The sequence below is a fragment of the Georgenia yuyongxinii genome (genome assembly GCF_006352065.1).
Classification (GTDB): domain Bacteria; phylum Actinomycetota; class Actinomycetes; order Actinomycetales; family Actinomycetaceae; genus Georgenia; species Georgenia yuyongxinii.
Map to the genome: position 1 here is coordinate 2,531,597 of NZ_CP040915.1, position 17,381 is coordinate 2,548,977.

19 protein-coding genes and 1 pseudogene are annotated in these 17,381 nt (G+C 72.0%); 6 read left to right on the forward strand and 14 right to left on the reverse strand.

Features of this window, described 5'->3' with window-relative positions:
- The first annotated feature begins 4 nt into the window (after positions 1 to 4).
- On the forward strand, positions 5 to 358 hold the full coding sequence (locus FE374_RS11520; protein WP_139929204.1) for a hypothetical protein: 354 nt from the start codon (positions 5 to 7) through the stop codon (positions 356 to 358).
- Positions 359 to 832: 474 nt separating this feature from the next.
- Here the strand turns inward: FE374_RS11520 and FE374_RS19865 are convergent, their stop codons facing one another.
- The 8 genes and pseudogenes from FE374_RS19865 to FE374_RS11555 all read right to left on the reverse strand — a co-directional run bounded on the left by FE374_RS19865 (position 833) and on the right by FE374_RS11555 (position 8,438).
- Positions 833 to 1,171 (reverse strand): hypothetical protein, encoded by a 339-nt coding sequence (locus FE374_RS19865; RefSeq protein WP_139929206.1) that lies wholly within the window; start codon positions 1,169 to 1,171, stop codon positions 833 to 835.
- Between the two features lie 139 nt (positions 1,172 to 1,310).
- Positions 1,311 to 1,589, reverse strand: a pseudogene (locus FE374_RS20315) (DUF998 domain-containing protein); the annotation flags it as partial.
- 242 nt (positions 1,590 to 1,831) lie between these two features.
- Positions 1,832 to 4,177: a metallopeptidase domain-containing protein gene (locus FE374_RS11530; RefSeq protein WP_139929208.1), complete on the reverse strand. Its 2,346-nt coding sequence runs from the start codon at positions 4,175 to 4,177 to the stop codon at positions 1,832 to 1,834.
- Positions 4,099 to 5,331, reverse strand: a complete 1,233-nt coding sequence (locus FE374_RS11535; RefSeq protein ID WP_139929210.1) for a hypothetical protein — start codon at positions 5,329 to 5,331, stop codon at positions 4,099 to 4,101. The genes FE374_RS11530 and FE374_RS11535 overlap by 79 nt, the downstream gene beginning before the upstream one ends.
- A gap of 294 nt (positions 5,332 to 5,625) precedes the next feature.
- Positions 5,626 to 6,114, reverse strand: coding sequence for a hypothetical protein (locus FE374_RS11540; protein WP_139929212.1), 489 nt, complete (start codon positions 6,112 to 6,114; stop codon positions 5,626 to 5,628).
- A complete protein-coding gene (locus FE374_RS11545) occupies positions 6,111 to 6,344 on the reverse strand; it encodes a hypothetical protein (protein ID WP_139929214.1) in 234 nt (77 codons plus the stop codon). The genes FE374_RS11540 and FE374_RS11545 overlap by 4 nt, the downstream gene beginning before the upstream one ends.
- Positions 6,345 to 6,548: 204 nt before the next feature.
- Positions 6,549 to 7,622, reverse strand: coding sequence for a nuclease-related domain-containing protein (locus tag FE374_RS11550; protein ID WP_168205672.1), 1,074 nt, complete (start codon positions 7,620 to 7,622; stop codon positions 6,549 to 6,551).
- Positions 7,623 to 7,826: 204 nt separating this feature from the next.
- The gene (locus tag FE374_RS11555) at positions 7,827 to 8,438 is read right to left on the reverse strand and encodes a class I SAM-dependent methyltransferase (protein WP_139929218.1); all 612 of its coding nucleotides are present in this window, start codon (positions 8,436 to 8,438) and stop codon (positions 7,827 to 7,829) included.
- Between the two features lie 169 nt (positions 8,439 to 8,607).
- Between FE374_RS11555 and FE374_RS11560 the strand changes: the two genes are divergently transcribed.
- Both FE374_RS11560 and FE374_RS11565 read left to right on the forward strand, forming a co-directional pair.
- The gene (locus tag FE374_RS11560) at positions 8,608 to 9,972 is read left to right on the forward strand and encodes a plasmid pRiA4b ORF-3 family protein (protein WP_168205673.1); all 1,365 of its coding nucleotides are present in this window, start codon (positions 8,608 to 8,610) and stop codon (positions 9,970 to 9,972) included.
- An 8-nt stretch (positions 9,973 to 9,980) separates the two neighbouring features.
- Entirely contained in the window at positions 9,981 to 10,502 is a 522-nt protein-coding gene (locus FE374_RS11565; protein ID WP_179957312.1) for a hypothetical protein, read from the forward strand.
- Here the strand turns inward: FE374_RS11565 and FE374_RS11570 are convergent.
- Complete coding sequence (locus FE374_RS11570) at positions 10,426 to 11,676, reverse strand: MFS transporter (RefSeq protein WP_139929222.1); 1,251 nt, start codon at positions 11,674 to 11,676, stop codon at positions 10,426 to 10,428. The genes FE374_RS11565 and FE374_RS11570 overlap by 77 nt on opposite strands.
- 61 nt (positions 11,677 to 11,737) lie before the next feature.
- On the opposite strand from FE374_RS11570, the gene FE374_RS11575 reads away from it, so the two are divergent.
- Positions 11,738 to 12,115: a MerR family transcriptional regulator gene (locus FE374_RS11575; protein WP_139929224.1), complete on the forward strand. Its 378-nt coding sequence runs from the start codon at positions 11,738 to 11,740 to the stop codon at positions 12,113 to 12,115.
- Positions 12,116 to 12,166: 51 nt separating this feature from the next.
- Here the strand turns inward: FE374_RS11575 and FE374_RS11580 are convergent, their stop codons facing one another.
- Positions 12,167 to 12,964, reverse strand: a complete 798-nt coding sequence (locus FE374_RS11580; protein ID WP_139929226.1) for an isocitrate lyase/PEP mutase family protein — start codon at positions 12,962 to 12,964, stop codon at positions 12,167 to 12,169.
- 133 nt (positions 12,965 to 13,097) lie between these two features.
- Positions 13,098 to 13,523: an SRPBCC family protein gene (locus tag FE374_RS11585; RefSeq protein ID WP_139929228.1), complete on the reverse strand. Its 426-nt coding sequence runs from the start codon at positions 13,521 to 13,523 to the stop codon at positions 13,098 to 13,100.
- Between the two features lie 236 nt (positions 13,524 to 13,759).
- On the opposite strand from FE374_RS11585, the gene FE374_RS11590 reads away from it, so the two are divergent.
- Positions 13,760 to 14,011 (forward strand): type II toxin-antitoxin system Phd/YefM family antitoxin, encoded by a 252-nt coding sequence (locus FE374_RS11590; protein ID WP_139929230.1) that lies wholly within the window; start codon positions 13,760 to 13,762, stop codon positions 14,009 to 14,011.
- The gene (locus FE374_RS11595; protein ID WP_139929232.1) at positions 14,008 to 14,268 is read left to right on the forward strand and encodes a Txe/YoeB family addiction module toxin; all 261 of its coding nucleotides are present in this window, start codon (positions 14,008 to 14,010) and stop codon (positions 14,266 to 14,268) included. Before FE374_RS11590 ends, FE374_RS11595 begins: the two co-directional genes overlap by 4 nt.
- Positions 14,269 to 14,666: 398 nt before the next feature.
- Here the strand turns inward: FE374_RS11595 and FE374_RS11600 are convergent, their stop codons facing one another.
- From FE374_RS11600 to FE374_RS11610, 3 genes are all read right to left on the reverse strand, one after another.
- A complete protein-coding gene (locus FE374_RS11600; RefSeq protein WP_139929234.1) occupies positions 14,667 to 15,131 on the reverse strand; it encodes a TA system VapC family ribonuclease toxin in 465 nt (154 codons plus the stop codon).
- The gene (locus tag FE374_RS11605; protein ID WP_139929236.1) at positions 15,118 to 15,345 is read right to left on the reverse strand and encodes a DUF2191 domain-containing protein; all 228 of its coding nucleotides are present in this window, start codon (positions 15,343 to 15,345) and stop codon (positions 15,118 to 15,120) included. Before FE374_RS11605 ends, FE374_RS11600 begins: the two co-directional genes overlap by 14 nt.
- A gap of 627 nt (positions 15,346 to 15,972) precedes the next feature.
- Positions 15,973 to 17,154 carry a GmrSD restriction endonuclease domain-containing protein gene (locus FE374_RS11610; protein ID WP_230978276.1) on the reverse strand — a complete coding sequence of 394 codons (1,182 nt, stop codon included), beginning with the start codon at positions 17,152 to 17,154 and terminating at the stop codon, positions 15,973 to 15,975.
- Between the last annotated feature and the right edge of the window lie 227 nt (positions 17,155 to 17,381).

Sequence of the window (17,381 nt, forward strand, 5' to 3'; positions counted from 1 at the left end):
GCGGATGAGCATCGGTCCCAACCGCTGGCAGCGGCGGCGCGACAGCGCAAGGGCCCGGCGCGCACAGCCGGTGATCCATCGCTGCACGGTCCAGCGCCGGTGGCGCGGGGGCTACCAGGTGACCATCGAGGGCACCGACCTCGTCCGCGCCGGCGTGCCCGCGAGTGCCCGCGTCGGCCAGCAGGCCGTCACGGACCTGCGCGTGGCGCCGGGCCGGATCACCGGGGTCGTGGCGCACAAGCCCCGGTCGCGCGCCGCCGTCGTCGACAACGGCGTGCTCGAGGCCCGGGCCGTGGCGACACTGCGCCGGTACCCCGCCCTGGCGGATCTCGCCCGCATCTTCCCGCGACGGCGCTGAGGCGTGTCGTGCGTCTGACCCGGCTGGAAGTTCTCTCCTCGTCGTCGGCCACGCCGAACCAGCAGGTGAGAGTCAGGTCCCCGGAGTCGAAGGTGACCTCGGGCCGGTACCCGGCGAAGTACGGGGACTGGCGCCCTCCGTCGTCCGACGCGGCGAGGGTGAGCGTGACCGGGATCGCGTCCCCAGCCGCGAACGTCCGCGGTGCGTCCGCGGTCGCTTCGGCGGTCGCATCCGCGCCGGTGCCTGCACCGGCGGCCACCGTCCGGCGACCGGCTCGCTCCGCCTGGACCCGACGGCGTCACGCACGGCGCCGTCGGGCGTTCCCGATTCAGGGTGTGGAGCTGGCGGCGAGCGAATCCGCGAGGTGTTGTCGACCTTGGCCTGCCAGCCGTCCTCCAACGGTCCTTTCATACCCGTGACGAAAACGCAGACCCCCAGCGACCTTCGTCAGCCCCTTGGCGTCGAGCAGCTCCGTCAGGATCGGCCGGACTGCCACCGGGCGATCTCTTCCGCGGTGGGCATCTCGCCGGCCTTCTTGTCCGGCCGGGGTGCGCCCGCGGTGGTCAGGAGGGCATACCGGGCACCGGTGGGCAGCTTCGCGTGCTTGAGGAAGCGCCGCGCGCGCCCGAGGGGCCGGCCCATGCGCCCGGGTGAGCTGAACACGTGCAGGTCGGCCGGTGGCAGGGCCGTGGGGTCGGCGTCCCGGATGTGGTGGACGTCGACGGCGACGCCCTTGGCAATCAACGCATGCTCGACATCCGCTCCGGCAGTACCGTTCCCGAACATCGATGCGTAGTAGAAGGGAATCTTCAAGGCGGGCCTCCTTTGGGCCGTTGGTTTGACAGGTACTGCGGGGCCCCCTGGGCCCGGTGCGCGGCTGGCGGCGATGAGCACGGCGGCGAGCACCAGCAGCCAGAGCATCGCGGCGGCGCCCGCGCCAGAGCATCGCGGCGGCGCCCGCGCCAGCGGCGGCGAGGATGCCCACACCGAAGGCGACGGCAAGCCCGTCGAAGACCAGGAACGGCGGGACGACAAGCCACCGGACCGGGGACCCGATGGCCATAAGCTCGCTCAACGCCTGGTCGACGTAGCGGTACCCGTCCCAGCGAGCCGCGGCGAGGACGTCGGCGGCCACGTACACGACGGGCGCGGCGATTCCCGAGGCCAGGAGCAGGGGCCTCAATCGTCCCCGCTCCGCGGCCGTCCGGTCGAGCTCCGATGCGTAGGTCATGCCGCTCACTTCGTTGTGGCTCCACGCTCGCGCTCAGCCGGACGGTTTCCAAGCGACCAAAGTCCCGTCGGATTTGGGCGGCCGTCGGAACGGCGCCCGCTGACCGCCGGCGCAGCCGCGTCGTGGCCGTCAGCCGACGACACCACGTTCCTCGGGCAGAACGGTCACTTCGCAGCGCGGGCCGGACGCTCGGGCGATGCGCGCATCGGCGGTGACGAGCGAACAGCCCAGTTCCTCGGCATTCAGGAGAGCGGCCGCGGCCCCGAGCGACACTGGGCGTAGCGCGGGGTGCCCAGGAAGATCGCCTCGCCCCAGAGCCGGTCCTCGTCGAGGTGGCCGAGGATGTGCCCCGGGACCACCGCCACGAAGGCGCCGTCGTCCACCTCGCCGGTGACCACGTGCTGCTCACCCGGCCTGCTCTCGAACCAGAGCACGACGGCGACGTCACCGCGGTCGACGGCGTGCGGGACGCCGTCCTCGCTGGCGCGGATAGGCCCGCGGACTGCCTCGCCGTCGCGGACCAGGTCGTCGATCCAGGTGCGCAGGCCGGGCCGCAGCGCGAGCCCGGCACCCCACACCACGGACGGCGCCGTGCACCTCCGCGGGTCGGGCGGTGCGACGAAGGCGTTGAACGAGGACCGGACCGGCCGCTCGAACTCGCCCTCACGGAAGGCGAGCGCGAAGGCCGACCCGTGGACGGGGTCGCCCGCCAGGCTCTCGGTCGCGACGGGCACCACGCGGCTGCCGTCCCGGGCCAGGCGCAGCCACGCGTGGCCGACGTACGCGCGCACGTGCGCGCTGTCCTGCTCCGGCACCACGAAGTAGAGCGCCGAGGAGTACACCGGGTTGGTCACCGCCAGCCCGGACCAGCGCCGCTCCGCGGGCGAGCCGTGGGTCAGGCCCTTGGTGTCGAAGTTGGACTGGGCCCAGTTGTTGTGGATGACGATCTCGCTCTGGTTGGGGTCCAGGGGGTCGACGTACCGGTCGACGGTGACCTTGACGCAGAAGTGCTCGACCTCGACGTCCGCCACCTGCAGCTTGGCGGGCACGTCCCAGTCCATCTCGAACGCGACGACGCCGCCCGGCGGGACGGGCTGCAGCGGCGCCGCGCCGAGGGCGTTCCAGGTGCCGGGGCTGACCGTGAAGGGCAGCCACTCGAAGCTCACGCGCACGTTGTCGGCCTGCTTGGAGCCGGCGTTGTGCACGCGGGCGACGATCTTGTGGCGCAGTCCCTTGGCCACGCGGTTCTCCCCGGCCGGGCCGCGCAGGTCGATGTCCGGGCTCTTCCAGTTGCCACGGCCGGGGGCCGGTGCGATCCGCAGCTCGGGCCGGTGCGCCCGCACGTATTGGACGTCGACCCGGGCGGAGTTCGGATCGGCCGGGTCGAACTGGTTGAACACCAGCCGGAAGTCGTGGAGCCGGGCGATGTTGGTCGTGTCCGTCTCCTCGTAGTCCTCCCCCGCGGCGTCCAGGACCGGCCCCTCGCCGTCGGCGTCGGCGGCGAGACGCAGCACCACGGGGCGGGCCGGCTCGGCCTTGCCGTCGGGCTTGACGTCGGTGCCGACGACGAGCTGGGGGCCGCCGTCGGTCGCGGTCAGCTGCTGGTCGCCGATGTGTCCGGCGCCCGCGATGGTGCGCCGGTACTCGAAGTAGTAGTTCCACTTGTCCTGGATGCGGATCTCCAGCCCGGCCAGCCGGCCGCCGGTGGGACCGGTGGGCGGGATCGACCCGACCGCCTGCAGCGTCACCGGTCCGCCGGCGGGGTTGGCGCCGAAGTCGAAGGACCGCACCCAGCCGGGCGGGATCCAGCCCATGCGCATCTTCGTGGGCAGGGAGAAGTGCGGCAGGGTGGAGTCGCTGCTCATGAGGTCGAGGTTGGCCACGTCCCGCGCGTCGATCTCGGCGGGGTAGTCGCCGCGGTTGTACAGGTCCTCCAGCCCCAGCGTGTGCCCCAGCTCGTGCGCGGTGGCCGTGACGAAGCTGAACCGGCGGTCGGCGGGCATCGAGGCGGGCAGGGTGTCCGGCATGAAAATCACCGGCATCCGCTCGAACGAGGTGGAGAAGTCGGTCTTCCACCAGAACTGCGCCCGCCAGGCCTGGGGCCAGATGTACTTGGCCGGGAAGAGCTTCCCGCCGATGGCGACGGCGTTGGACGACTCGGTGCGCACGAGGAAGACCACGACGTCGCTCATGGGCAGGACCGTCCTGCCGGTGCCGTTGTCGGCCAGCGCCGCGGAGACGGCGTTGGCGCACTCCTCCCAGAACGACGGCTTCGGGTTCCAGCCCGCCCACGTGTCGGTCTTCTCCTTCGGCTCCAGCGCGTCGGACCACCCGATGTCGACGGACACCGGGTCGAGGACGGCGCCCGTCACCAGGTCGATGTCCGTCCCCCGGCCGGGCCCGGCGTCGCTGAAGATGGACGCCTCGCGGTAGTAGGCGCGCACGTTCTCTGGCGGGGCGGGCGGAGGGCCGCCGACCAGCACCTCACGCCAGCCCGCCCGCGACGTCGTCAGCTCCGGCGCCGTGAAGCGGGAGCCCTTGAGCTGCAGCGGCACCATGAGCACGCGCCAGAGCCGGGGCGCGGGCACGGTGTTGAGGTTCTGCGGGCCGGCGGCACCGCCCCCCACGAGCCCTTGACGAACACCTCCTGCTTGCCCGTCAGCGCGACGCCGGGGCCGGTGTCGTCGTCGGGCCAGTGCGCGACCACGCGGAAGCGGGCGGTGGCGAGCACCTGGCCGTCGGAGCGGAGGCGGCACACCAGGGTGAACTCTCCGGGTTGGCGAGCCGCGCCGACGACGAACCGGTGAACGCCGTCGCCCTGGTCGGGCTCGAGGCCGGCGGAGACGAAGCCGGCATCGGCTCCCTCCTCGACGGTGAGTTCGACGTCGGCCGGCTGCAGGCCCGCCGCGCCGAGCTCGGCCTCGCACCGGACGTAGCCGGAGAGCCAGGCGGGCGCCAGCGGCACGCGCAGCTCGATGCTCGACGGCGGCAGCCCCCAGTCGCGGGCCTCTGCCGCGTCCGCGGTGAGCGCCACGAGGACGGAGTGCCAGCGCGCGGCCCCGATCACGCGCGCCCCGAAGTCGGGCCCCGCCGTCGGCGGTTGCCCGCCCAGCCCGATGATCTCGGAGGTCCCAGTGACCGTGTCCACCGCCAGCACCGCCGGGTACGTAGCCGCCGCGGCGACGACGGCGCCCGCCCCGGCCGCGACGGGCTGCGGCGGCCGGGCGGTGCCCGTGCCCAGGTCGAGCACGCGGAGCCGGCGCCCCGGCGAGGTGTCCTCTAGGACGACGACGGTGCCCGGCTCGGGGCCGGGGGTCAGTGCGAGCGGATGGTCGAACGCGTCGGAGAGCTCGGCGCCGGCCCCGGTGGCCGGATCGACGCTGTGCAGGCGCCCGTCAGTGGTGAGCATGAGCAGGGTGGCTGGGTCTTGTCCGTTCGCCACGGCCACGATCTCCGCGGCCGGGGTGTGCACGGTCTGTGCCTCGGCGCGGAGTCCGCCGTCGCGCGGGACCAGCAGCACGGCCGACGGCTCGGCGACGAAGAGACCGAGTCCGTCGGTCGTGAACGCGACTCCCCGCACGTCGGTGAAGCCGCGCGCCAGGACGACGTCCCGACCGTCGTAGAGGCGCAGCGCGCGCACGTCGCCCGAGGCCGTGGCGTAGCAGACGGCGTTGCCCGGCTCGTCGAAGACGACCGTGCCGGGGACCGGTGAGGCCGAGAGGGCAAGGGACCAGGCAACCATCTCGGGCTCCTTCGGCCGGGGCAAGGGCAGCCCGCGCGGACTGCCCGCCTGGGATCGGCCGAGCCCGCCGCGGCGATGTCCCGAACGTAGGGCGCGAGTGTTACTGCGGCGTTACCCGGTCGACGGTACCCAGAGGGCCTGGAGGTCCTCAGTCGTCCAGGGCAGAGGCGGAGACGTCCCACCGCTCGCCAGACCGTGTCGCGACACCGGCTGGGCCTGGGCTGGACCGGGCCGTGCGCTGATGAGGAAGCGACCGCCCGACACGGCCGCTTCCTCAGGTTCGTCTCGTGGCGTTCAGGGCGCCGAGGCGGTGGCGAGCGTGTCGACGAAGGTGTCGACCTTCGCCTGCCACCCGTCCTCCAGCGGTCCCTTCATCCCGGTGACGTACACGCAGCCCTCGGCGACCTTCGTCATCCCCTTGGCGTCGAGCAGCTCGGTCATGATCGGCCGGACCTTCTGCCACCGGGCGATCTCCTCCGCAGTGCGCATCTCGCCCGTCTTCTTGTCCGGCTGGGGTGCGCCCTCGGTGGTCAGGAGGGCGTACCGGGTGCCGGCGGGCAGCTCCACGTGCTGGAGGAAGCGCCGCGCCCGGCCGAGGGGCCGGCCCATGCGCCCGGGCGAGCTGAAGACGTACAGGTCGGCCGCCGGAAGGGCTCTGGGGTCAGCCTCCCTGATGTGGTGAACGTCGACGGCGACGCCCTTGGCAGTCATCGCACGCTCGAACTCCTTCGCGACGGCGGCACCGTTCCCGAACTTCGACGCGTGGTAGTAGGCGATCTTCATGGCGGCCTCCTCAGTCCGCTGGCGGGGTTCCAGGTGGTGCGACGCCCTGCGGCCCCGGCGCGCAGCTCGCCCAGGAGCGGGCCGGCGGCGAGGACGAGCAGCCCGGCAACGGGCCAGAGATGTCCGGCGGCCGAGCGCACGACGGGCACGGCGGTCCGGGAGGCGACGGCCAGCCGCCTCGTCCGGTCCGGCAGCGGTGGCTTCCCGTCCGCGTCCCGTGTCTGTGTCATACCGCTCACCCCGCAGGTGCTCGCAGCACCACGATCGCGCCCGGACGGGCGAGATGAAAGCGACCAAGGTCCCCACGCCCGCTCGGCGGCACGGCCGCGGCTACAGCCTGGCCCTGGCGTCGCATACGGCTGCGGCCGCGGCCGCCGGATTCTCACCTTCACCGTCGGGCCGATCCGCGTCCTTCCACTGCCGGCGTAACTGAGCTACCGGCCCGTCCACGTGGTCGATCGCCGTGCGGCGCCGAGGACCGCCTCCCGGGTCTCGTCCGGCAGGGTGTCTGGCACGCGAGAGAACCACTTCGGTATCTGCCGGCGCTCGAGCAGGACGACGTCGCCTGTCGGGTTCCGCCGCGTGAGCCGCTCATGTCGGACCAGCACGATGACCGGGGTGACCGGAACGGCGAGCTTGGTCGCCCTGCTGAGCAACCGCGAGGTCCGCTCGGCCTCGAACAGGCTGTTGCGGACGTACGGCACCTTCTTGCCGTTCACCATGAAGGTCTGTCCGCGGACCCAGATCTTCGCGCCCGGGTGGTGCTTGGCGTTGAGGGTGAACACTCCGCCAGGCCCGATGAGGACGTGGTCGATGTCGGCGCCGTTCGTGCCGATCGGCACCGCGTTGAGGTAGGTCCACCGCCGGTCCCGGGCGCAGAGCTTGGCGAGCTGCGCCGCAACGAGCTCCTCCCCCACCGCACCGACTCGCCAAGCGCGTTCCTCTGTCCTCAAGTCGAACAGCCGCGCGATGAAGGTGCGCACGGGCGCCTCTCGGCGCCTGGCCTCGGCCTGGGCACGGGCCATGGCCCCGGGACGGCGCCCGGCGAGGTCGACGTCCGCCGGTCGGGGCGCCGGTGCGATCGGAGAGGCCAGTTCTCCCGGCGTGGCAGACCCGGGCTCCGAAGTGCCCAAGCACGGACGGTCACGGGCGAGCGCCCTGGCCCGAAGCTGCGCGATCGAGAGCTTGGAGCCATTCGGCGCCGTCGCTACCGCGGGTGCGGCGGCCGAGCGCGGGGGCGCTGTGAGCTCGGTCCGGTCCTCCCCAGGTGGCGCGCTGCGCTGCTCGAACCGATCGAGCCACTTACCGACTTCACTGAGGACCGTGGGGAGCAGGTCGGTGTTGAGGGGGTGTGTCTCCCGGGTGGTGAGGTCGTACCAGCCGATCTCCGTGCCACCGCCGGTCATGACGCGGAGCCGGTCCGTGCCCGTATCCGCGCTGCGGTGGACCGCCAGATCGCGGAGGTCACGGCGCCGCGCGCCTCGGTTTTCGGACGCGGAGACGTTCATGCGTGCGATCCTCCCCACGCGGCGGTGCGGTGTCCCCGGAACGGGCGGTCCACAACCTCCGGCCGGCGCCGTGTGCGTCGTCGCCTGGGGCATTGATGTCCGCGCGGCACGCTCGTGCCCGAAGTCATCACGCGGGCGGCTGTGAGTCCGGTAGACCACCTCGGGACCGAGCGGTGCAGCCGTCGCGAGTGCCGTAGACCCGCGTCAGGCCGGTCGACGGGCGACGGCCAGGAACACCGAGTACGTGACGCCGTCGCGGACGTACTCGGTGCAGTCCCTGACCGAGACGTCGACCAGACCGGCGTCCTCGAGCTGCACGCTGAGCTCGGCACGGTCGAAGCCGTGGTGGCCGTCGAAGTCGTGTCCGTGGAAGGAGCCGTCCTCGCGGTCCAGGTCGGCGATGCAGAGGTAGCCGCCGGGGGCCAGGAGCTCGGTGAAGCGCGAGAGCACCCGCGGCAGCGCCTTGATGTGGTGCAGCACGAGGGAGGTGACGATGAGGTCGAACCGCTCGTCCGGCGGCGGCTGGGCCTCGAGATCCAGGTCCCACACCCGCGCGGCGGGAAGCGCACCGCTCCCGATCTTCTCCAGGATGACGTCGCGCATCCCCGACGAGCTGTCCGCAAGGGTCGCGGGGCCGATCCGCCCGGCGAGCGCCTGGGTCACCAGGCCTGTGCCGGCGCCGTAGTCGAGCACCCGCGTGCGCGCGCTCAGCGACACCGCGGCCGCCACAGCCTGCGCGACCTCGTGTGCCCGGGCGACTTTCTGCTCGTCGCGGTCCCAGTCCGCCGCCGTGGCGTCGAAGTGCTCGGTTCCCATCGGGCCACCCTGGCAGGAGGGCCGCACACGACGGAAGCCCACGATGCGTCTGGCCGGGCGTAGCAGAGAGACGCCCAATCCATGCCGTGCACCGCGCCGCGGCGTCCTGGCCGACGAGGTTCGACGGCGCTCCTCGTGGCCACGCGCTTGTCGACCTATCCTGCGTCAGGTGCCCCACTACTACGACCTCACCGTGACGCTGGAGGACGTGCCCACTCCCCCGTGGCGGCGCTTCCTCATCGACAGCGAGGCGACCCTCGCGGACCTGCACTGGGCGATCCAGGATGCGTGCGGGTGGGAGGACCGCCACCTCTTCGAGTTCTCGTCCACGTCGGGGGTGCCGCTGGCCGGGGTGCCGGACGACGAGGGCGACGTGCCGGTACGGGACGCCTCGACGGTGCCGCTGAGGGAGGTCCTCGGCGCGGACGGGCCTGAGCTGCGCTACGTGTACGACTTTGGCGACCACTGGCGGCAACGCCGTCCGGTGCGAGGCCGTCGTGGAGTCGACGAGGGCTTCCACCGCCGCCTGGTCGGTGGTGCCCGCGCCTTCCCGCCCGAGGACTGCGGAGGCGTCTCTGGCTACGCGCAATGCGTCGACGTGCTCCGTGCCGCCGAGGACGACGAAGACGTGCGCACGTGGCTGGGCGACTGGACTCCGGAGCGGTTCGACCTCGACGCGACCCGCCAGGATTTCGACGCCGATCGGGCCCCCGCGGCGTTGCTCCTGCCGGGCTTCCCGCACCCGTCCCACCTCGCCGCGGTCGAGGTGCCCGCCGCCACGCAACCCGCGTTGAACGCGGCGGCCGAGGGAGTCGCGCTTCTCGACCGCCTCCGGGCGTTCACCCGATGGGCGGGCGACGGACGCAGGCTCACCGCCACCGGCAACCTGACGATGGCGGCGGGCGCGGAACTGATCGGTCTGCTCGGCACCGGCGACCGCCTCGATCAGCGCATCGGCGACCGCGTGTTCAAGACCAGGAGCACGGTGGAGCTCCGCGGGATCGACCTCACCTTCCGCCTCGCCCGCCGGGCGGGGTTCGTCAAGGTGCAGAAGGGCACCGTATCGGCGACGAAGCGCGGTACGCAGCTTGGGCGCGACCCGCTCGCCGACTGGCGCGCCGCGTTCACGGGACTGCTCGACCTCGGCGTCCTCCAGCACCGCTACGCCCACTCGACCTGGATGGACCCCTACTGGAAGGAGCTCCTCGACGGCCAGGTCCCCGGCCTGGTGGCCAACCTGCTGGTCGTCGGCCGGCCGGTTCCGCTCGTCGACCTGCAGGAGCGGCTGTGGCAGCTGGTCGAGGCGTCGTTCGTCCTCGACGACCTTGACGAGGAGGGCCTGCGCCGGCACCGCGATCTCCTCGACCGCGACGTCCGCAGCATCTGCCAGGCGCTCGCCGATCTCCGCGTCGTCGAGGTCACCGACGTGGTGACCACCACCGACGCCTACGGGTTCACGGTTGAGCGGGGCGGCGAGGTGGCGGTGACCGCCCTGGGTGCCGCGGCGGTGCCGGACCTCGTGGCGCGACGATAGGCAGCGGCATGGCGTCCATCGCGGAGCGAGTCGCCCGCGCCGCCGAGGCGGCGTTGCGGGAGCACGGCTACGTCGCGCCCGTCGACGTGCTCGTCAGCCTGGGCTTGCTGGCGCCCGTGCACCGGGACCGCTGGCGGCAGGGACGCGTGCCCCATCTCGAAGGGGAGGTGCAGACGGGCCTGGGCAAGGCCTCGACCGCGATGACGACGGTGCAGCGTGGGGCCCGAGGGCAGGGGCTCCAGCCAAGCGAGACGGCCTATGTGGCACGCCCCCGCGACCGCAGGGCCCTGCGGTTCTCCGTCAGCGGCAAACCCGAGATCGAGCTGGCACATCGCACCCACTGGGTCTCGCCGGCCCTGTCGGAAGCCAAACGGGCGCGCCTCCAGGAGAAGGCCAGCCGTCCGCCGGACCTCGTCGTCATCTCTCCGTTGCGGGACGGCGAGGTCACTCAACTCAACTCGCGTCACCCGTCATGCCGGTTCGTAGCGAGCGCCGGACGAGACCTGACGGCCCCCGGAGCGCCCCGATGAGCACCGCCGTGCCGAGCAGGGCGACGCCGCCCGCGAGCCACGGCAGCGCCGGCACCCCGAGGCGGTCCACCACGCCGCTGCCGGCCGCCGTCCCCAGGGCGATGCCGAGATTGAACATGACGGGGATGATCGTCCCGGCCACCGACCGCAGAGCCGGACCAGCGGCGCCCATGATGACGGTCTGCGCGAGCGGAAAGGCGGCCCCGCTGGCCAGGCCCCAGATCGCCACGATGACCACGTCGCCGCCCGCCGAGGCGCCCACCACCGCCAGCGTGAGGAGCGTCGCGGCGAGCAGCGCCGCGTCCGCGAGGAACACCTGCCGGGGCCGCAGGTCCGCGAACCGCCCGACGACGACCACCGCCAGGCCCGACGTCACCCCGAACACCACGAGCAACGCACCGGTGTCCACCGTCGACGTCGCGAAGAGTGCGGTGACGAACGTGAACGCCGCGAGGTGCCCGGCCGCGAGCGTGGCGCTGGCGGCCGTGATACCCACGACGACGCGGACCGGGGACCCGGCCACACGGGCGGGCGTCCCTGGCGTCGCCGCCTCCGCCGGACCGTCCGGCCTGCCGGGCACGACGGCGAGCACCACGGCGGCCGCCCCTACGAGGCTCAGCGCCGCTAGGACGACGAAGACGGCGCGCCAGTCCCACAGCTCGGCGGCGGCGTTGGCGGCCGGCACCGCGACGACGGTCCCGAGAGTGCCCCCGCCGAGGACGACGGCGACGGCACGGCCGAGCCGGTGCTCCGGGACGATGGCCGCGGTGTGCGCGTTCATCGTGGCCCACAGCAGCCCGCACGCGGCCGCGGCGACCACCCGCGACCCGAGCGCGGCGGTGAAGTTCGGCGACAGCGCGGTGAGCAGGCTCGCGCCGCCGAACACCACGAGGCCGACGGCGACCGTCCGGCGGCGGTCCCGGCCGGCCATGAGCCGGACGAGCGGGAAGCTGGCGACCACGACGACGACAGCCCACAGCGAGACCAGGAGCCCGACCTGCGGGACCGGCACACGCAGGTCCGCCGCCATGAACGGCATCATCGCCGTGGGCAGCAGCTCGCCGGCGACGACGACGAACGTCACCGCGGCGAGGATGAGGAGGCTGGGCCAGGGCATGGCCGGGCGGGCTGCCACGGCCAGATCGAGTTCCGCGTAGGTGCACGAGGAATCCATGGCACGGGACACTAAACTTTGACATCAGTGTGAAGGTCAAGCCCTCAAGCGGAGGCGATCGATGAAGATCGGCGAACTCTCCAGCCGGACCGGTGTGGCGACCCGGCTGCTGCGGTACTACGAGGAGCAGGGGCTGCTGGCGCCCGGCCGGTCGGGGAACGGGTACCGCTCCTACACGGAAGACGACGTCGAGCTGGTGGACCGCATCGCCCTGCTCATCCGGTCGGGGGTGCCGACCCGCCTCGTCGGCGTGCTCCTCGAGCTCGAGGGCGACAGCTCCCCCGAGCTCGCCGCCACGTGCACCCGCGACGTCGCAGAGCTGCTCGTGGCCGAGCTCAACCAGCTCAACGCCCGCATCGACTGCCTGACCCGCACCCGCGAGACCATCACGCGATTCCTCGCGCGCACCGACCACGCCGCCCTCGTCGGGGCGATGTAGCACCCGCCCGGACAGGCGCCAGGGCACGTCCCAGACGCCGCGTCCCCGCCCTCAGCCGAACGCCGAGTCGATGACCTTTCGTGCAGGGAGCGCGCGGGCGAGGAACGCGGTGTCGCCGGCGAGGAGTTCCCGCGCCGCCTGGATGAGCCCGCTGAGCGCGTTCCAGGCGAAGGTGCCGCCGACCGAGATGCGGGCGACGCCCGCGTCGGCCAGCTCCGCCGGTGTCGGCCCGCCCCTGACCAGCAGCACGTTGACCGGCCGGTCGACCTCCGCGCAGACGGTGCGGATCTGGCCGAGGTCGGTCAGCCCTGGTGCGTACAGCACGTCGGCGCCCGCCTCCTGAGAGCCCTGCAGGCGCGCGAGGGTGTCGTGCAGGTCCGGCCGGCCGTGCAGGTAGTTCTCGCACCGTGCCGTCAGCACCAGCGACCCGGCCGCCGCGGCGGCCGCCTGGATCCGCTCGCGCGCCAGTCCGGCGTCGTAGATCGGCTCCTCACGGCGGCGGGTGTAGTCCTCGATCGAGCACCCCGCGACCCCGAGCTCCCGCGCGGCGCTCACCGTCTCGGCAACGTCGGCCGGGGCGTCGGCGTACCCGTTCTCCAGGTCCACCGACACCGGCACACCGACCGCGCGCACCAGGTCCGCCGCATTGGCCAGCGCTTCCTCCCGGGTGATGTCGCCGTCGTGCCGTCCTAACGTCGCGGCGAAGCCGCTGCTCGTCGACGCGATGGCCGCGAACCCCAGCTCGGCGAGGATCTTCGCGGACCCGGTGTCCCATGCATTGGGCATCAGCAGCGGCGAGCCGGGACGGTGCAGGGCGCGGAACTGCTCGGCGAGGTTCTCGGCGGACATGGGCAGACGGTATCCGTCCGGGTGCTCGAACTCGCCGCGCTCGCTGCAACGAAGTCGGTGCCAGTCCTCCGGCTGGGCGGCGGTCGGCAGTCGGGCTGCGTGCAGTTTCCTGCTCGGACGACGGCGGGCCTGCTCACGCAATGGGGCCGGCCTCGGCCGCGGCCTTGTGCCCGGCCGCCTCCATCTCGAGATAGCGGCGCGTGAGCCGACCGGTGGCCGCCCTGACGAGCGGGGCGAGGAGCCCGTGTTGACTCACGCCAAGCACCAGCCTGCTCCGGTCCGCACCGGCGGGCAGGACTGTGTGCGTGGCCACCGTCGTCACTCCGCCGGACTTCGCCGCCCACGTGAAGGAGCTCCCGGGCTGCCACGCGATGACCTGCCACTCCAGGGCAGGCAGCCGCGGCTGACGGATGCGCACCCGGGCGCCCGGCCCCAGCTCCGGCTGTCCGAGTGGCTCGACCGACGTCATCGAGGCCGTCCACGGCGGCCACCGCGTGGGGTGCGCCAGCACGTTCCACACCGCCGACGGCGGCGCGGAGATCCCGATCTCGACGTCCATGTCGACCTCCCGACAGCTCGGTCCCGGCCCCCGCCGGATCCGTGCCCGCTCAGCAAGGGCCACTCGAGAAGACAACTGAACTTATCAGGGACGGGACAAGCACGGCTGACGGGTCTGACGCCACCCGCCGCCGCAGCCCCCTCGCGTCAATGACCGCAGCCGCATTGCCGGCCGTTGCTCGACACCCGAGCGGCGACGTACACTTTTACGTACGTTGGCGGAGGGAGAATGGGCTCATGCGCACGATGTCCTACTCGGAGTCCCGTGCGAAGTATGCGGAGACGCTCAACTCCGTCGTGGACAACCGCGAGGAAGTGGTCATTACACGAGCGGGTCACGATCCCGTGGTCATCGTCTCCCTCGACGACTACGAGTCGCTCAAGGAGACCGCCTACCTCCTCCGCAGTCCCGAGAACGCACGACGCCTGCTGACCTCGATCGAGAGGCTTGAGGGAGGCGCCGGCATCGTCCGGGACATCGAGGAATGAGGCTCGTCTGGGACGAGCTGGCCTGGGCCGACTACATCTGGTGGCAGTCAGAGGACCGAAGGGTCCTCAAGCGAATCAACCTGGTCATCAAGGACATCGCCAGAAACGGCAACGAGGGCCTCGGTAAGCCCGAGCCCCTGAAGCACGGGTTTCAGGGTTACTGGTCGCGGAGGATCACCGACGAGCACCGGCTGGTCTACAAGACGGTCGGCGAGGAGATCCGCATAGCGGCCTGTCGATACCACTACGGGCGGTGACGGGTGCCCGCGCCATCTTTGCCGCGGCCGCTGTACTGGGGCGAACAGCTGTCGGCTCAGAGCAGGAAATAGCTCCCGGTGTCTGCGGTCATCGCCGAGCCTGCTCGAGTTGCTCGCCGAGAATGTCCTGCGCATATTCGATCGTCGGGGCGAGATGTCCAGGCTCGCGGTTGTCGCCGACGAAGCGGACTACACCTGGCGAGTGCTGGCCGAAGTGCCGGACGACGAGGAGTTCGTGGTCCGCGGACCGCTCGCCGACCTTGCCGCCTGGCTGACCGGCCGGGGCGGCACGGCGCGGTTGCGGACTAGGGTGCGGAGCCGGTCCCGCCCCTCCCGCGCCTGCCACCGGCAGGAAGCGGGTGCGACTTGTCGCTCACGCGGTGATGGCCGTTTCGTGGTCAGTACGCCGCGGTCTCGCCATCGATGGTCTCGACATGGTGGCGGTCCGTCGGTGCCAACGCGGATGCGATCCGCGTATCGAACGTGGCCAGTACCGCTCCCGTGGCAGCCGCGAGGTTGACGAGGTGAAAGTCGGTCACCTGCTGATGTCCGACCAGGGCCGTCAGGTCGATGTGTGGCACTGCGAGGCTGGAGTCGTCCGGCACAAATACGTGATCGGGAACGTCGCGCATCTGGGCGAGGACGTCTAGGGCGGCGCTGGCCGTCACATCCTGACCAGCGACCGCCGGGTTCGTCATCAGCCTGATGAAGCTGGCCTCGGTCATCGGTGTGGTGGCCCAGCGCACGGAGTCTGGAAGTCGGGCCAACCATCGGTGTGCGCTCTCGTGCCGGATGTGCGTGGGGTTCGTCAGTGCGACGAGGACGTTCACGTCCAGCAAGCGCGTGGTCTCAGCGCCCGGCATCGTCGCGGAACCTATCGACGAGGTCGTCGGTAATGACGTGCCCGGAGGGCGGCGACTGGAACACGGGGAATCCCGCGCGGTGCGCGATACGCCCGGCAGCGAGCCCCTGGCGGACAAGGTCGGAGGCCGCGCGGCCCAAGGAGATGTTCTCGGACCGAGCCTTCGCTCGCACCGCAGCGAGAACGGCATCGTCTAAATCAAGCGTGGTGCGCACGCGACACATTCTAACATCAGCGCATCACCGCATCACCGGATCAGGTCTCAGAGAAGCCGCCGTTGGCCCAGCGGTTCGGAGCCCTGTCACGGCTATGAGCTCGAGGAGCGGGACAGGCAGGCCCGCTGTGCGCAAGCGGCACTCGTCGCGGGTCTGGCCTGCCATCCTCAATCGCGGTTTCACCCCCGTCGGCCCGACCACCGAGGAGAGCGATGCCCAAGAAGCACAAGAAGCGCAGGACCGGCCCTAGCGACGCCGCGCGAAGCCAGCCCGGTGCCGCCTTCGGGCTTCGGTCCGGACGGCAGGCCGGGCCTGTCAACGGCAGGTGAAAACTGACCCCCTGGCGGCAGACAGGGCCTTTCGATCGTGCCGGACCTGGATGACGTCGATGCTCGTCCACGCGGACCTCGTGAGGCTCGCGTCGGCCGGTGGCTGTTGAGGACCACCGCTACGAGCTCCTGCCACAGCTGCTCCCGGTGCTCGACGTCGTCATGCACCAGCTGGTGGAGGAGCTCCGTCCGTTCTGAGTGCCAGCCCTCGAGCCACGGCGTGAAAGGCCGCGCTCCTTCCTCGATCGGCTCCGCCCGGCGGCCCACGGCTCGATCCCGACGGGGAATGAGCTCGGCGTCAGCGCTCGCAGACGATGCCGTCGCTGTCGCCGTCGCGGTACCAGCCGTACTCGGGGTCGACGCCGGAGACGTACGGGCCGAAGCCGTTCGACTTGGCCTCCTTACAGGTGCCGAACCGCGGGTCCGTGGCGCCACCCGCGGGCGCAGGGGCCGGAGCGGGTGCAGGAGCAGGTGCCGGAACTGGGGCAGGACTAGGAGCAGGCGCAGGCGCCGCCGGCGCCGACGCGCGCTCGGCGCCGGGCATCAGCGGCACGTTGGTCCGCTCGGGCAGAAGCTCTTCCGGGCAGGCGGAAAGCACACGCACCATCGCATCGCGCTCGGCCCCGGTGACCCAGAGGTCGTACTCGGACTTCACCGCGACCTGCCGCGCGACGTAGGCGCACCGGAACGCCCCGCTGGGCGGCAGCCAGGTGGCGGTGTCGCCGTCGCCCTTCTGGGCGTTGAGCCCACCGTCAACGGCAAGGAGGTTGAGCGGGTCGTTGCCGAACTCGCGCATCGTCGCCGCATCCCAGGACTGCGCGCCTTTCTGCCAGGCGTCGCTGAGCGCCACGACGTGGTCGATCTGGACAGCGTTGGACGTGCCGGTCCCACGGGTGAAGGCGATCGCGGTGCCGCTGTACGGGTCGTCGAGGGTGCCGGTCTGCACCACGCAACCGTTGGTGCCCGGCTGGATGGAGATCCCGGTGAGGTCGCGACGGAGGATGTCGTTGCGGATGTCGCAGCCGTTGCGGTCCTGGTCGTACTGGCGGTAGGCGAACAGGTCGCGGTCGTAGCCGGTCTTCGGGGCCCGGCCCTTTACCTCGAGGTCACCGACGGCGGCCAGCGCGGTGCCCACCGCAGCGTCCGGCGCCGCCGGTTCCGCCGTCGGAGACGGGCTCGGCGTCGGGATGGGTGTCGGGGCAGGCGACGGCGTGGGCGACGGCGTCGTCCGCGTCTGGGTCGGGGCGGGTTCCGCCGTCGCCGAGGCGCCCTCCGCAGGGCGCGCCAAATCGGACTCTCCCGCCGGGGCGGCCGTGGCGCCGCCGGCCAGGGTCAGGACGAAGGCCGCAGCAAGGGCGGCCGCGCCGCCCTTGCGACCACGAACCCAGCGCGGCCACCGACCGGTCACCACGGCGAGCAGCCCGACCACGATGGCGCCGAGCCCGAGCATCAGGAAGGCGCCGGAGAGGCCATCGATCACGAGACCAAGCAGAGCCAGGGCGCCGAAGACGACGGCGGGAACGAGCCAGGGCCGGGCTGGTCGCGGTGCCTTCGGCCGACCGGCGGGTCGGCGTGGTCGAGACGGTCTGACCGGCCGTCCATGAGGCGGGCGCGCGACGTGCGGGGCCGGTGGGCTCTCTGGGTGGTCGAAGGGCATGTGGTGAGGCGAGTTTTTCACGTCGACGATCCAGGGGCAGTAACGGTGAT

What these genes read in the sequence shown, in the direction of transcription:
- FE374_RS11520 (WP_139929204.1), top strand. Translation starts at nt 5, where the DNA reads ATGAGCATCGGTCCCAACCGCTGGCAGCGGCGGCGCGACAGCGCAAGG.
- FE374_RS11535 (WP_139929210.1), bottom strand. Translation starts at nt 5,331, where the DNA reads ATGGTTGCCTGGTCCCTTGCCCTCTCGGCCTCACCGGTCCCCGGCACG.
- FE374_RS11540 (WP_139929212.1), bottom strand. Translation starts at nt 6,114, where the DNA reads ATGAAGATCGCCTACTACCACGCGTCGAAGTTCGGGAACGGTGCCGCC.
- FE374_RS11545 (WP_139929214.1), bottom strand. Translation starts at nt 6,344, where the DNA reads ATGACACAGACACGGGACGCGGACGGGAAGCCACCGCTGCCGGACCGG.
- FE374_RS11550 (WP_168205672.1), bottom strand. Translation starts at nt 7,622, where the DNA reads ATGAACGTCTCCGCGTCCGAAAACCGAGGCGCGCGGCGCCGTGACCTC.
- FE374_RS11555 (WP_139929218.1), bottom strand. Translation starts at nt 8,438, where the DNA reads ATGGGAACCGAGCACTTCGACGCCACGGCGGCGGACTGGGACCGCGAC.
- FE374_RS11565 (WP_179957312.1), top strand. Translation starts at nt 9,981, where the DNA reads ATGGCGTCCATCGCGGAGCGAGTCGCCCGCGCCGCCGAGGCGGCGTTG.
- FE374_RS11570 (WP_139929222.1), bottom strand. Translation starts at nt 11,676, where the DNA reads ATGGATTCCTCGTGCACCTACGCGGAACTCGATCTGGCCGTGGCAGCC.
- FE374_RS11575 (WP_139929224.1), top strand. Translation starts at nt 11,738, where the DNA reads ATGAAGATCGGCGAACTCTCCAGCCGGACCGGTGTGGCGACCCGGCTG.
- FE374_RS11580 (WP_139929226.1), bottom strand. Translation starts at nt 12,964, where the DNA reads ATGTCCGCCGAGAACCTCGCCGAGCAGTTCCGCGCCCTGCACCGTCCC.
- FE374_RS11585 (WP_139929228.1), bottom strand. Translation starts at nt 13,523, where the DNA reads ATGGACGTCGAGATCGGGATCTCCGCGCCGCCGTCGGCGGTGTGGAAC.
- FE374_RS11590 (WP_139929230.1), top strand. Translation starts at nt 13,760, where the DNA reads ATGCGCACGATGTCCTACTCGGAGTCCCGTGCGAAGTATGCGGAGACG.
- FE374_RS11595 (WP_139929232.1), top strand. Translation starts at nt 14,008, where the DNA reads ATGAGGCTCGTCTGGGACGAGCTGGCCTGGGCCGACTACATCTGGTGG.
- FE374_RS11600 (WP_139929234.1), bottom strand. Translation starts at nt 15,131, where the DNA reads ATGCCGGGCGCTGAGACCACGCGCTTGCTGGACGTGAACGTCCTCGTC.